12 protein-coding genes, 3 pseudogenes and 1 CRISPR repeat array are annotated in these 13,835 nt (G+C 38.1%); of the genes and pseudogenes, 14 read left to right on the top strand and 1 reads right to left on the bottom strand.

Annotation, left to right across the window (positions count from 1 at the left end; translation table 11 throughout):
* Window positions 1–235: 235 nt before the first annotated feature.
* From spoVK to NSQ84_RS09945, 3 genes are all read left to right on the top strand, one after another.
* Window positions 236–1,150: a stage V sporulation protein K gene (spoVK, locus tag NSQ84_RS09955; protein ID WP_261308695.1), complete on the top strand. Its 915-nt coding sequence runs from the start codon at window positions 236–238 to the stop codon at window positions 1,148–1,150.
* A 684-nt stretch (window positions 1,151–1,834) separates the two neighbouring features.
* The gene (gene hflX / locus NSQ84_RS09950) at window positions 1,835–3,040 is read left to right on the top strand and encodes a GTPase HflX (protein WP_339212778.1); all 1,206 of its coding nucleotides are present in this window, start codon (window positions 1,835–1,837) and stop codon (window positions 3,038–3,040) included.
* 14 nt (window positions 3,041–3,054) lie between these two features.
* Window positions 3,055–4,323, top strand: a complete 1,269-nt coding sequence (locus NSQ84_RS09945) for a methionine gamma-lyase family protein (protein WP_063386742.1) — start codon at window positions 3,055–3,057, stop codon at window positions 4,321–4,323.
* A 7-nt stretch (window positions 4,324–4,330) separates the two neighbouring features.
* On the opposite strand, the pseudogene NSQ84_RS09940 reads toward NSQ84_RS09945, so the two are convergent.
* Window positions 4,331–4,461 (bottom strand): annotated as a pseudogene (locus tag NSQ84_RS09940) (helix-turn-helix domain-containing protein); the annotation flags it as partial.
* A gap of 71 nt (window positions 4,462–4,532) precedes the next feature.
* Between NSQ84_RS09940 and NSQ84_RS09935 the strand changes: the two are divergent.
* The 11 genes and pseudogenes from NSQ84_RS09935 to NSQ84_RS09885 all read left to right on the top strand — a co-directional run bounded on the left by NSQ84_RS09935 (window position 4,533) and on the right by NSQ84_RS09885 (window position 12,739).
* Window positions 4,533–4,940 (top strand): MerR family transcriptional regulator, encoded by a 408-nt coding sequence (locus tag NSQ84_RS09935; RefSeq protein ID WP_063386743.1) that lies wholly within the window; start codon window positions 4,533–4,535, stop codon window positions 4,938–4,940.
* Window positions 4,941–4,988: 48 nt separating this feature from the next.
* Window positions 4,989–6,323: a type I glutamate--ammonia ligase gene (gene glnA / locus NSQ84_RS09930; RefSeq protein WP_063386744.1), complete on the top strand. Its 1,335-nt coding sequence runs from the start codon at window positions 4,989–4,991 to the stop codon at window positions 6,321–6,323.
* Window positions 6,324–6,486: 163 nt separating this feature from the next.
* A pseudogene (locus NSQ84_RS09925) lies at window positions 6,487–6,800 on the top strand (IS3 family transposase); the annotation flags it as partial.
* A gap of 441 nt (window positions 6,801–7,241) precedes the next feature.
* Window positions 7,242–7,605: direct repeats of the CRISPR family, unit length 30 nt; unit sequence GTTTTTATCTTAACTATGAGGAATTGAAAC.
* Between the two features lie 183 nt (window positions 7,606–7,788).
* The gene (locus NSQ84_RS09920; RefSeq protein ID WP_066246422.1) at window positions 7,789–8,106 is read left to right on the top strand and encodes a transposase; all 318 of its coding nucleotides are present in this window, start codon (window positions 7,789–7,791) and stop codon (window positions 8,104–8,106) included.
* Window positions 8,094–8,753 carry an IS3 family transposase gene (locus tag NSQ84_RS09915; protein ID WP_339211884.1) on the top strand — a complete coding sequence of 220 codons (660 nt, stop codon included), beginning with the start codon at window positions 8,094–8,096 and terminating at the stop codon, window positions 8,751–8,753. The genes NSQ84_RS09920 and NSQ84_RS09915 overlap by 13 nt, the downstream gene beginning before the upstream one ends.
* Window positions 8,754–8,830: 77 nt before the next feature.
* Window positions 8,831–10,330 (top strand): IS21 family transposase, encoded by a 1,500-nt coding sequence (gene istA, locus NSQ84_RS09910; protein ID WP_327848831.1) that lies wholly within the window; start codon window positions 8,831–8,833, stop codon window positions 10,328–10,330.
* A gap of 2 nt (window positions 10,331–10,332) precedes the next feature.
* The gene (gene istB / locus NSQ84_RS09905; RefSeq protein WP_327848832.1) at window positions 10,333–11,070 is read left to right on the top strand and encodes an IS21-like element helper ATPase IstB; all 738 of its coding nucleotides are present in this window, start codon (window positions 10,333–10,335) and stop codon (window positions 11,068–11,070) included.
* Between the two features lie 85 nt (window positions 11,071–11,155).
* Window positions 11,156–11,410 (top strand): annotated as a pseudogene (locus NSQ84_RS09900) (IS3 family transposase); the annotation flags it as partial.
* A gap of 116 nt (window positions 11,411–11,526) precedes the next feature.
* Entirely contained in the window at window positions 11,527–11,607 is an 81-nt protein-coding gene (locus NSQ84_RS09895; protein ID WP_339212776.1) for a helix-turn-helix domain-containing protein, read from the top strand.
* Between the two features lie 189 nt (window positions 11,608–11,796).
* Window positions 11,797–12,468: a GPP34 family phosphoprotein gene (locus tag NSQ84_RS09890; RefSeq protein WP_339211882.1), complete on the top strand. Its 672-nt coding sequence runs from the start codon at window positions 11,797–11,799 to the stop codon at window positions 12,466–12,468.
* Between the two features lie 13 nt (window positions 12,469–12,481).
* Window positions 12,482–12,739, top strand: a complete 258-nt coding sequence (locus NSQ84_RS09885; protein WP_063386746.1) for a helix-turn-helix domain-containing protein — start codon at window positions 12,482–12,484, stop codon at window positions 12,737–12,739.
* Window positions 12,740–13,835: the final 1,096 nt, after the last annotated feature.

The raw sequence follows: 13,835 nt of genomic DNA, 5'->3' as shown, positions 1-13,835 counted from the left end.
TCTGTACTTGTCCAGGCCGCAAGCCACCCAGGCTTCAGAAAAATACTGCTTAGTTTTTATTAAGACATAGATGAAAAGAAGGTTTGTACTACTTGGTTTTCAGCATAAATATTAATAATAACAACCTTTTTCCATGACATGTTCCTTTAAACAAAGTAGATGTAATTTAGAAGATAAATATAAAAATGAGGTGAAGCCTGTGGAGCGAGCGGTCACCTTCAAAAATAACGGCCAAATGAATATTGTCTTAGGACAAAGCAAAACTGAACTTGAAGGTAAAAAGGAAAAAATCGCGACATATGATCTTTCCATTTCCAAAGCGGCTGTCGAACACAGTGTATTAAAAGAGATTGAACAGGAGATGGGCGCATTAGTTGGAATGGAAGAAGTGAAAAGATTATTAAAGGAAATATATGCATGGATTTTTGTGAATAAAAAAAGAGAAGAACAGGGGTTAAAAACCGGAAGGCAAGCGCTTCATATGCTGTTTAAAGGGAATCCCGGAACAGGAAAAACAACGATCGCGCGATTGATTGGAAAGCTTTTTTTCCAAATGAATGTTTTATCGAAAGGGCACTTAATTGAAGCGGAGCGGGCTGATTTAGTAGGTGAATATATCGGCCATACAGCACAAAAAACGCGCGATTTGATCAAAAAATCACTTGGCGGAATTCTTTTTATTGATGAAGCATACAGTTTAGCCCGCGGAGGAGAAAAAGATTTCGGAAAAGAAGCAATTGATACCCTTGTCAAACATATGGAAGACAGACAGCATGATTTTGTGTTAATTTTAGCCGGATATCCAAGGGAAATGGATCGTTTTTTATCTTTAAATCCCGGACTCGAATCCCGTTTTCCGATCGTAGTTGATTTCCCAGACTATTCAGTCGATGAGCTGATGGAAATAGCAAAATTAATGATGAAGGACAAAGAGTATCGATTTAGCCATGAAGCTGAATGCAAATTGAAAGAGCATTTGCTAAAAGTGAAATATGCGACTCACCCAACGAACTTTTCAAATGGAAGATATGTTCGCAACATTATCGAAAAATCTATACGGGCACAGGCAATGAGGCTCCTGCTTTCTGATAAGTTTGGCAAGGAAGATTTGCTTCTTGTAAAAGAAGAAGATTTAATATTAAACGTATAAGCAGCCCCTAGGCTGCTTTGCTTGATTATTGAAAAGAATTGATTGATAAATCTTTATTTAAATGGGCTTTGAAGAAAGCTCCTGTTTCATTGCTGCACATAATTTACACAAATTCGTTTATTTTTCTCACATAGTTTAGAAAAGAATGACGGCAGCCATTTTAATTGGCTGAAACGATTAGAATTTGATACTCTTAACGTTGACTCAATAAGTTTTTCTAGTGTTGAAGTGCATTGATGATTTAAGTTTGATAATCTTTATTTTGACTCAATACGTTTCTGTTTTTAAAGCATACTGAAGATGATTTAGTTGAGTCCTAACATTGAACTTAGCAGCGTTTCTAGTCTTGAAGTGCGCTAAGGATGATTGGAGTTTGTATCCTAATTTTGAACTTAGAAACGTTTCTAGTGTTAAAGTGTGCTGAAGATGATTTGAATTTGAACTCAGTACGTTTTGTTTTGAAATGTGCTGAAGATGAATTGAGTTTGATCATCTTACTTTTGAATTCAATACGTTTCTTTTGTCTTAAAGTGCACTAAAGATGATTTAAATTTGATAACCTTACCATTGAACCGTTTATCGAAGGTTTAATTCATAACGCATAGCTTATAAATTTGCAGCATAATTGGAGGAAGAAGACGAGTGGAAGAGAAAGAACAGGTGATTCTCGTTGGCGTCAAGTTCATGGAAACCGATGAAGAACAGTTTTTTTATTTAATGAAAGAGCTGAAATCGCTCACGGCTGCTGCGGGCGGCCAAGTCGCAGCTGTTTGCACACAAAATCGACTGAGGGCAGAACCATCTACATATATTGGAAAAGGAAAAGTTGATGAGATTAAACAGCTTATCGAAACGACAGAGGCAAATACCGTTATTTTCAATAATGAGCTGTCGCCCAGCCAGCTGCGAAATTTAGCTCGTCTGTTAGAGGTAAAAGTGATCGATCGGACTCAGCTAATTTTGGATATTTTTTCAAAAAGGGCGAAGTCAAGAGAAGGGAAACTTCAAGTTGAGCTGGCACAGCTTGAATATTTGCTTCCGAGACTTTCGGGACATGGATTGAATCTATCTCGGCAAGGAGGAGGAATCGGGACAAGAGGTCCGGGAGAAACGAAGCTTGAAACGGATCAAAGGCACATCCGAAATCGCATTCACGATATAAAACAACAGCTGTCCCATATTGTTTCCCATCGCGAGCGTTATCGTTCGCAAAGAAAGAGAAATCATCAAACTCAAATCGCTCTTGTTGGCTATACCAACGCAGGAAAGTCAACGCTGTTCAATAAGCTGACAGCTGCTGATTCATTTCAGGAGGATATGGTGTTTGCCACATTGGATCCTATGACAAGGAAAATGTTTCTCCCATCCGGCATGAAGGTGCTCATGACTGATACTGTCGGCTTTATCCAGCAGCTGCCAACAAGCCTTATCGCTGCTTTTCGTTCTACGTTAGAAGAAATAAAGGAAGCAGATTTGCTTTTACATATCGTCGACAGCTCTCATCCTGACTATATTCAGCATGAAAACACTGTGAATGAATTATTAAAAGAATTAGGAACGGACGGATTGCCTGTTTTAACAGTGTACAATAAAAAAGATCAACAACTAGAGCATTTCTTTCCTTCTTTAAAGGAAGACTATATTGTCATTTCTGCTTTTTGTGACGAAGATATAGAACGGTTAAAAACAGCTATTGAAGAAAAATTAAAGAAAAAAATGCATCCTTACGTTGTCTCCGTTCCAACAGGTGATGGGAAACGTCTATCGTTGTTAAAAGCAAATACGCTCGTTTCAACCTTGCAATTTGACGAACAAAATCAGCACTATATCGTTTCTGGTCTAGTGTTTCGCGACCATCCAGTATATGATCAAATTATGAAGAATAAGTAGAAAGGGTTTTACAGATGTTTCAATATTTTACACATGGAAAAAAAATTATGGACATAGCTCAAAAAGTAGAAAAAAAAATAAAACCATTTCACGAAGAAATTGACAAAGTAGTGGAAGTAAATCAGCTTCGCGTGCTCAGAAGCTTTCAAAAGCATCGGGTGAGCGATTCCCACTTTATTCCCTCAACAGGATACGGATATGATGATATCGGCAGGGATACATTGGAAGATGTTTATGCTGATATTTTTGGATGTGAAAAAGGACTTGTCCGGCCGCAAATCATTTCTGGTACACACGCCATTTCAACGGCTCTCTTCGGCGTATTAAGGCCCGGTGATGAACTCATCTATATTACCGGAAAGCCGTATGATACGCTTGAAGAAATTGTCGGTATCCGCGGAAAGGGGACAGGCTCTTTAAAAGAATTTGGCATTTCTTATCAAACAATTGATCTGACTCCTGAAGGACGAGTTGATTTTGACCGAGTAAAAGCGGCAATCAGTGATAAAACAAAAATGATCGGAATTCAGCGTTCTAGAGGATATGATGTCAGACCGTCATTTTCCATTCAGGAAATTAAGGAAATGGTTTCTTTCATCAAATCAATCAATGAAAAAATTGTTGTTTTTGTCGATAATTGCTACGGTGAGTTTACCGAAGATCAGGAGCCGGGACATGCAGGTGCTGATCTTATTGCAGGCTCTCTTATAAAAAATCCTGGAGGAGGGCTTGTGAAAACGGGAGGATACATCGTTGGAAAAGAAGAACTCGTGGAAGCTTGCGCGTACCGGCTCACTTCGCCTGGTATCGGAAGGGAAGCCGGTGCAATGCTTTACAGTCTTCATGAGATGTTTCAAGGTATTTTTCTCGCTCCGCATGTTGTTGGACAAGCGCTAAAAGGAGCGATTTTTACCGCTGCAATGCTGGAAGAAATCGGGTTGCGAGTCAATCCTAGCTGGAATGAGAAAAGATCAGATCTAGTTCAGTCCGTTCAGTTTGATAATGCAGATATGATGATTGCGTTTTGCCAAGCGATTCAATCTGCATCGCCCATAAACTCGCATGTAACACCGGTTCCAAATGAAATGCCGGGTTATAGCGATCAAGTCATCATGGCGGCCGGGACTTTTGTCCAAGGCTCCAGCATTGAGCTTTCAGCGGATGGACCGATTCGTCCTCCATATGTGGCATATGTGCAGGGAGGCTTGACGTTTGAACATGTCAAAATCGCTATTTTCCATGCCGTCAATGAATTAATAGAAAAACGATTAGTCGAACTATAAAAAAACATTTCATCTGGTTCAGCGTTCTGCTTACGGTTTCTAGGGTAGTTCCGATCATATTTGCCAATTCTCGATTCGTTAAATGGGCTGTCAAACGATAAAGTTTTCCTTGTAAAAAACCATGTTAAATTTTGTGACATTATATTGACATGATATCTTACATTCATCTATAATGTAGATAAGCAAAAGGAAGGAGGGGCTAAAAGAGCATGAATGATCAAGACCGCCGTTCCATGCCGTTGTTTCCAATCAGCATCGTAAAACAGCTGACGGAACTATCTGCCAGACAAATAAGATATTATGAAGAACATGGTCTTATTTCCCCTGCGAGAACGGAAGGCAATCGCCGGTTATTTTCCTTCAATGATGTCGATAGATTGCTTGAAATTAAATCGTTGATTGAGCAGGGTGTCAATATGGCAGGTATTAAGCAAATATTTGCGTATAAAGAAAACGAACAAGAAAGACAAACTTTCGAAAGATCCTCATTGGCAAAAGAAAAATCAGATTTATCTGATGCCGAACTTCGCAAACTATTAAAGGAAGAACTTCTCCATGCTGGAAGAATGAACCGTGCAACATTAAGACAAGGAGACCTTTCACGGTTCTTTCATTGATAATATCGCTATATAAATTTATTTTTTATATATGAGAGGAGAAATAATATGCCAAAGTACACAAAAGAAGATATTATTCGTTTAGTCCAAGAAGAAAACGTAAAATTTATCCGCCTGCAGTTCACTGACATTTTGGGAACGATTAAAAACGTTGAAATCCCTGTTTCCCAATTAGAAAAAGCGTTGGATAACAAAATGATGTTTGACGGATCATCTATTGAAGGATTTGTCCGCATTGAGGAATCTGATATGTATCTGTATCCTGATTTAGATACGTTTGTCATTTTCCCATGGACAGCGGAAAAAGGGAAAGTTGCCCGCTTAATTTGCGATATTTACAATCCTGATGGAACGCCTTTTGAAGGAGATCCGCGCAACAACTTAAAACGAGTGCTGAAGGAAATGGAAGAGCTCGGATTTACAGCATTTAATTTAGGTGCTGAGCCGGAATTTTTCTTATTCAAACTGGATGAAAAGGGTGAACCAACATTAGAATTGAATGATAATGGCGGATATTTTGACCTTGCGCCGACTGATTTAGGCGAGAACTGCCGCCGCGACATTGTGTTGGAGCTTGAGGAAATGGGATTTGAAATCGAAGCTTCCCACCACGAAGTAGCACCTGGTCAGCATGAAATTGACTTTAAATATGCAGATGCCATCAAAGCTTGTGATGACATTCAAACATTTAAGCTTGTTGTGAAAACCATTGCCCGTAAACACGGCTTGCACGCAACATTCATGCCAAAACCATTGTTCGGCGTCAACGGTTCAGGCATGCACTGCAACCTTTCTTTATTCCGCAATGGTGAAAATGCATTCTACGATCCAAATACAGAAGATGGATTAAGCGAAACAGCTCTACAATTCATTGCAGGTGTTATCAAACATGCAACAAGCTTTACAGCTGTGACAAACCCAACTGTCAACTCTTACAAACGTTTAGTGCCTGGCTACGAAGCTCCTTGCTATGTTGCATGGTCCGGCCGCAACAGAAGCCCGTTAATCCGGATTCCTGCATCTCGCGGCATGAGCACTCGTATTGAAGTGCGCAGCGTTGACCCATCTGCAAACCCATACCTTGCCATGGCTGTACTCTTGAAAGCTGGTCTCGATGGCATTAAAAACAAATTAACTCCGCCAAAACCAGTAGATCGCAACATTTATGTGATGACAAAAGAAGAACGCATCGAAAACGGCATTGTCGACCTTCCAGCAACATTATATGAGGCACTTGAAAACTTAAAACAAAACGAAGTCATTGTCAGTGCTTTAGGATCCCATTTATTCGAACATTTCGTCGAAGCAAAAGAGATCGAATGGGATATGTTTAGAACTCAAGTGCACCCATGGGAGCGCGAACAATACATCACTCAATATTAATCCCGAAACCCCTTGACGCTCAAGCGTTGGAGGGGTTTTATATTTGTGGGTGAAAACAATAAATCTAACTTTCAATAAAAAGCACCCACAAAAATTGAAAAAAAATTACTCCATAATTGATGAGGTGTATTCTTCATATTTACGCATCGAATCTTGATCAAAAGTGAAAGCAGATTTACGGCAAATTCAATTATTCCACATAGACAGAGGCAATGAATTCAAGAAAAAGACAATTGATGAAGCTCTAGATATTTTTTAGATTAATCGGTCGTTAAGCATGAAGGGTTGTCCCTATGACAACGCAGTAGCTGAAGCAACCTTTAAAATTATCAAAACAGAATTTGTTAAGGGTAGATATTTCGAAAATTTAGACCAATTGAAACTGAAATTAGATGATTATGTTCATTGGTTTAATATATTAGAATCCATGGAACACTTGGGTATTTAAGCCCGTTGGAGTACAAAGAGAAACACCTCAAACAGAAAAAAGGAATTTTAAGTAAAAACTACCAATCATTTTTCAGATCATGTTCTTATTTTAGATCGTAGGAACCGATCGAATAGACCTAAACCAATTTTCCTGAATGAAATGTTAAATATGGTCTCACTCTTCCTTCAATTGAATGAGAAGGGAATGAGCCGGATGTTTACTTTATTAAAACAGATGGATCATGTAAAATGGTTGATACAACATGGATTTCATTGTCGGCAGGCAAACTTTGAAATCTGTTTTAAACGGAAATAAAAAAGAGTCGTCGACCCCCAATCGTGCAAAAATCCCCGGGGATCGACGACTCTTTCAAATCTTCATTGAGCCTAAGCAAATCAAAGATTTGATAAAAATTCCCCTTTTCGCTAAAATAAAAATAACCAGTCAAGCATTAAAAATGAAATGCTTATTTAACAACATTTTTTGGGGTTTTTATCTTAACTATGAGGAATTGAAACCAGCAAGGACAGAAGGTAAAAATGGAAGTGGAAGAACGTTTTTATCTTAACTATGAGGAATTGAAACTATGCTTGTTCAAGATCGGACATCAGGTTGGCAAGCCGTTTTTATCTTAACTATGAGGAATTGAAACTTCGTTGAAGATGATCACCTGAAACGGGTTGTAAAAATGTTTTTATCTTAACTATGAGGAATTGAAACTCCTCGCAAAAGGAGACATGGGGAACATCAGGATCAGTTTTTATCTTAACTATGAGGAATTGAAACGAAGAAATGCTAAATGAAATTCCAGATGAATTTGACGTTTTTATCTTAACTATGAGGAGTTTTCATCTTAAATTATGAAGAAAAGCTTTAAACAAAAAGCACGGCCTTTTGATATGATCCCCTTATAGTAGACAGAAAAAAGAAAGCCCATTAATCTGTCTATGAAGTGACCCAGTAAAATGGGACAAGGAAAAAACACCTCCTGAATCGAATGTATAACTTACTTCGATTTGTGGAGGTGTTTTACTTATGGGGACAAGAGTTCATTATCCAGAGGAGATCAAGTGGAAAGCTATCGAGATGAAACAAGCAGGGTATACCAACCGAGAAATTATGGAGACGTTAGGGATTAAAAATAAGACGCAGATCAAGACATGGATGAGATGGTATAAACATGGCGAAACTCATCGGTTTTCTCAGCCTGTAGGGAAGCAATATGTATGGGGGAAAGGGGCACAGGAATTAAATGAAATGGAACAGCTCAAAATGCAAAACCGTCAGCTAGAAGCAAAATTGGAAATCTTAAAAAAGTACAAGGAACTCGAGAGGAGATGGTGCCAGAAGTAGTGGTCCAAGTTGTAAGAGAGTTAAAAGACAGATATCCTGTTACCCTTATCTGTTCTTGTTTAGGAATTCCAAGATCGACCTATTATCGATGGGAAAAGAAATGGGAAGAGTTCATGATGGAATCAGAGTTAGAACGGTTGATTCAAGAAATTTGTGTAAAGAATCATTATCGTTATGGTCATCGCAAGGTAAGAGAAGTCCTACGGCTTAAATATGGAATCAAGTTGAATCGCAAAACCGTACAAAAAATCATGCAAAAACGGAATCTTCAATGCCGTGTGAAGAAAAAACGTCAAAATTGGATCAATGGAGAAAGTAAAATCATCGTACCGAATCGTTTAAACCGTGATTTTACGGCTTCTCAACCAAATGAAAAGTGGGTAACGGATATCACTTATTTGCCGTTTGGTACTTCGATGCTTTACTTGTCAACCATTATGGATTTATACAATCATGAGATTATTGCCTATCAAATCAGCGACCGACAGGATGTTCAGCTAGTGTTAAAGACACTAGAAATGGCCGTAAAAGAGCGACAACCAAAACAAGTGTTATTCCATAGCGATCAAGGGGCGGTCTATACGTCTGTTTATTGCAAAATAAAAGTACATAGTTTTGCAAGAAATTTGTGCAGAATAGCTGCATAAAAAAAGGCTTGCCAGCTCACCCAATAACCTCTACTGTTGAGATTGAGCAGAACTTAACAGTAGGAGGATAAGAAAGGATGCTAGCAATGCCTGAAGTTAATTATATCAAACATTTAAGAGAAGTCGAAGATATGTCAATCTCTGAGATCGCTAAAAAGACAGGTAAAAATTGGAGAACAGCAAAAAAATACGCTGACGGTGAAGTACCAGTAGAATCTCTTCCCTTCCGTCGAAGGGGAATGATGTACGAGGAAGAGTACGGAGAAATCGTAGATTGTTGGCTTGAGGAGGACATGAAGCTTAAGAAAAAAGAAAGACGAACAAACAAGAAGATGTTTGAACAACTTAAAGAAGAGCACGGGTTTAAAGGTTCTTATCGAACCGTTTGTGAGTACATTCAGCATCGCAGACCACAAATAAAAGAAGAAAAAACCACAAGATACGAACGTCTGGAGCACCCTCCGGGCGAAGCCCAAGTGGATTTTGGAAATATGACGGCTGTAAAAGACGGCGCATATAAAGACATCAAAACTCTTATTCTCAGTTTTCCATATAGTAATGCCGCCTTTTCTTATCCCCTGCCGGCAGAAAACTCGGAGTGTTTTCTAGAGGGCTTGAAACAGTTATTTCACCAGGCTGGGGGTGTCCCGACATATTTACGAATTGATAACCTGTCGGCAGCGGTTGTAACGGTAGGCAAGGGAGACAAGAGAAGCTATACGGACTCTTTCTTACGCTTCCAGTCCTATTATGGATTTGAAGTACAACCATGCAATCCCGGTAGTGGACATGAAAAAGGGAATGTAGAGAAAAAGGTAGGCTATACAAGAAATAACTTTTTTGTAACAGCCCCAGTAATGGAGGATTTTTCACAACTGGCCCACTGGCTAGAAGAGAAAATGGTAACCGATCGAAAACGCCCTCACTACGAAAAAGGAGTTCCGATAGAAGAATTGTGGGCTGAGGATCAGAAGCAATTAAAAGCTTTGCCAATCAGTGATCTTCCAATCTTTTCAATCGACTCGGCTACTGTAAATAAATATGGCGAGATTCTAGTCGATAGAGAAAAATTCCTTATTCATAAAGCGAGGATCAAACAGACACTAGTTATTAAAAAGGAATGGGACAAATTCACTTGCTTTTCGAATGACGGTGAAATGATCTATCAAGACTCACGTCCCTATATGATGACCACAAGGCCTATACCATGGGACAACATCTTGGCCGACTGGGAGAAAAAGCCACGTGCTGTTAAGTATTCTCGTTTCTTTAAATACCTGCCCGAAAGAGTACAAACTTATCTTACGATAAAACCTGATGAGATTAAGAAACGGGTGGCAGGCTTAAAAAAACTGCTGGAGGTTCATGCCTTACAAGACATCCATAAATGTTTGGAAATGGAGCAACGTATTGAAAAAGAGCCGCACGAATTGGGTTCCTTATTGGAAGCTCAGAAAGCAACTTATCCGGAAAAATTGTCAGAACCCCATACCCCTTCTGTATTACTAGATTATGAAACGGATTTAAGCATGTATGATCAGAGGCTATGTCCGACCTTAGAAGGGAGGGATAACTGATGATCGCTCGTGATCTGAAAGAAGTCTGTAAAACCCTGCACCTTGCTTATATAGCTGATCAGTATGAAGACATTGTCTTTGAGAATAAAGAACAGTTTTTATGTGATGTATTACTGGCCGAAGTCTCATCAAGACAAGCTGCCAAGGTATCGAGACTAATAAAAAAAGCCAAATTTAGAGAACTGAAATGGTTGAAAGATTATGAATGGAACGACCAGTTGCATCTGCCAGCTACCACGACAAAAGAAGAGATTTGTGACCTTCGTTTCTTACATGGGAAACAAAATTTATTGCTTCTTGGCTCACCAGGAACAGGCAAAACCCATTTAGCGACAGCTCTTGGATTAAAAGCCTGCGAAAAAGGGTTTGAGGTTCGTTTCTTTCGTGTCGCAGATTTGGTAGGACAATTAGAGGAGGCGTTAAAAGAAGGTACTTTACAACGAGTAAAACGTCAAATCGATAAGTGCGATTTACTTATACTAGACGAACTGGGATATGTTCCTTTCCAAAAACAAGGATCGGAATTATTGTTTCATATCATAGCCGACTGTTATGAACATAAAAGTGTGATTGTCACATCGAATTTAGAGTTTGGCCAATGGAATCGAGTGTTTGGAGATAACCGCTTAACTTCCGCTTTAGTGGATCGCTTGGTACACCATGCCCATATCATCGCATTCACAGGTGAAAGTTACCGGCTGAAAAATGCTCTTTCTTCTGTGAAATTGAATGGTAATTAATGTAAAAAAATAAAGCTGCAAGCCTATGTATTTTTCGCTGCAATACTCTGCACTTTTTGCTTGCAAAAAACATACGTCTTATGCTTTTCAACATTTAGCCAAAGAAAAAGGCATTACCACGAGCATGTCCCGCAAAGGAAACTGCCATGATCATGCCGTAATAGAATCGTTTCATTCTTCATTAAAGTCTGAAACATTCTATTCACAAGAAAAACAAAATCTCACTAACTCTATTGTAAAACAAATGGTTCAGAATTACATCTATTATTATAATCAAATTCGAATTCAGGCCAAATTAAACTACCTGTCTCCTATTGAGTTCAGGAAACAGGCAGCATAGGTGTTTTTTCTGTGTCTCAAATAGGTGGGTCAGTCCAGTCTACTATGGAGGGGATTTTTCTATGATATGATGCAAAGTTTAAAAAGAAAGCGGTGGATTTATATTTGAAAGAGGGTATGGGATACAAAGCGGTGGCAAAAGAATTGGGAATAAGTCATTCCATGGTACGTCGATGGCTGAAACTTTTACATAACTGAACCGGATTATTCTAATCGATTTATATAAGCATTTGATCATTCTTCAGTATTTTTGGTTGAGGTTTTCTTCCTGGATCATAAATATTGGGGTTGCATTTTTTTGCTTAATCACATATAGTAAGTAGTAAGTAATAAGTAGTAAGTGATAAGTAGGAAAATCGTAAATACATTTTTAAGGAGGTAAGTCAATTGTTAAAAGATTTAACTATTCCTCAAGAATTTGTATTATTAGCTTTAGACCGTGAAACAAATAAACTAAAATCGATTTTCCGGCAGCATATCGCACTCTATACAGTCATGGCCTGTCTAGTCGAGTTATCTCTAAAAGGAAAGGTACAATTTGAAGACGATAATACAGTAACTATCTTGGATTCTACTCCTACTGGAGATAAGGCCATTGACCGTTTATTAGAAATCATGACTTCGAAAAAACCGAAAAAAGTTAAAAATTGGGCATCTTATTTTTATCAGCATTGGTATAAGCAACGTGAAATTTATAAATTAGTGGTAGAAAGCCTTGTAGAAAAAGATGTTCTAAAAGTGGAAAATACCGAAATCTTGTTTGTCTTACCAAAGAAAAAATATGTAGATGTTGCAAGCACTCGCAATTACATTGTTGAAAAAATCCGTGCTGAATTATTAGAAGAAGGTAATGTGGAAGAGCATACCGTTGTATTAGTATTGTTCTTAAATGCGAAGAAAATGTTAAATGATTATTTTTCTGATTTCGAGCGCAAAGAATTGAAACGAAAAATAGAGCAACTTAAAACAGAAAAGGTATTTGAAACCATTCAATCTATTGATAAAGCAATTCGAAATATGGATGCTGCAATTACTACCAGTGCATCTGCTGCAACATAAAAGGTGAAAGTAAATGGCAAAACGGAGAAGTTTAGAGAAAATCAAGAAATCAGAGTTTGTAAGTATTAGTGAATTAGTTCGACTTTCTGGTGTTCGTTACAGTACCATTAAATTTTATACCGAGGAGGGACTCGTTCCTTTTGAACAGGAAGATACCAGATTGATGAGAAGATATCCTCGTGTGAAAGCACTTGAACGATTGAAAGAAATAAAAAGGTTGAAAGAAGAAGAAGGGCTAACAATAAAAGAAATTAAAGAGAAGCTGTTATAGTTGTTAATTTGGTCAAATGCTGACAAGCTGGGCTCAGATCTGGTTTAGATCTGAGCTCTTTTAATGTAACACACCATTTTGCATAAATTGGAAATATAATTAAATGGTATCGTATTATTTATTAGATAATTTGTGGAATTTTCTTATAGTTGATGAGTTTGTCCAATCTAACTCTTTTTTAAAAACATAACTTAAAAGCAGGGATCGCAATTAGCCGTCCACCAATATTCAAAAATCTCCTTGTCAGAAAGGAGGGATAAAGTGGAACATTTAAGGAGATATCAGGGAGAGCCAGTTGAGGTTATCGATCGTAATGGATGGGTTCATAGAGGAGTAATAGAATAGGTCGATCCAGTACGAGGAGGAATGTTTATTCGCACCGGCTTTAGAAGAAGATTTATCCCATTTTTCTTAATCGCTGCTCTTTTTCTCTTAAGATTTGGAAGACGGCGGGTTTTCTAAAAAACGATAACTAAAAATCTTTGTCTCATCATTTGAATCCACGTTCCTCGATTTGCAAACTTAATAAATGATCAATTGATGGTTTAATCAACACCATCTTTAAAGAGCATATAGGTTCTTTTCAGTTAGCCCATTTTGTCAACAAGCTATAACCTTGCCGTTTGGCAGGGCTTTTTTATTTTAGTGGAATGAATTATTTGGAGGTGATGCCGTGCTTGAAATTGTTGGGAGGCTGCGCTGTCCCATTTGTGTTTTTTGCAAAATAAAAGTGCAGAGAATTGCAAAATCCTTATGCAGTGATATGCAATAGGGCTTTACATGGAGGAGGAGCCATGATAACCTTTTTGGTTTTGCCAAAACTGTTGAAGCTGGCGCTTGGCTAAAGAATCATGGCTACAGAGGATCCACGTCAAGCACTTGATGGATAGATCACATGTATGTATATTTATACAAAATTTTGATAAAGATATACTGCAATACTCTGTAAATTTTTCTTGCAGAAAACAGATTAAACGTCGAGGATATGGATACAGAAATATCCAACGTTTTACTTTGCGTATCCGTATAGAGATCTTTATCACATTTTAATGTAAAAATCAAGTACATCTTTTGGTGGTGAACCAAATAGAAATAA

This window comes from Aeribacillus sp. FSL K6-3256 (genome assembly GCF_037965805.1).
GTDB lineage: Bacteria > Bacillota > Bacilli > Bacillales > Aeribacillaceae > Aeribacillus > Aeribacillus composti.
Note: the sequence above shows the minus strand (reverse complement) of the source record. Positions and strands in the feature narration are given on the sequence as shown.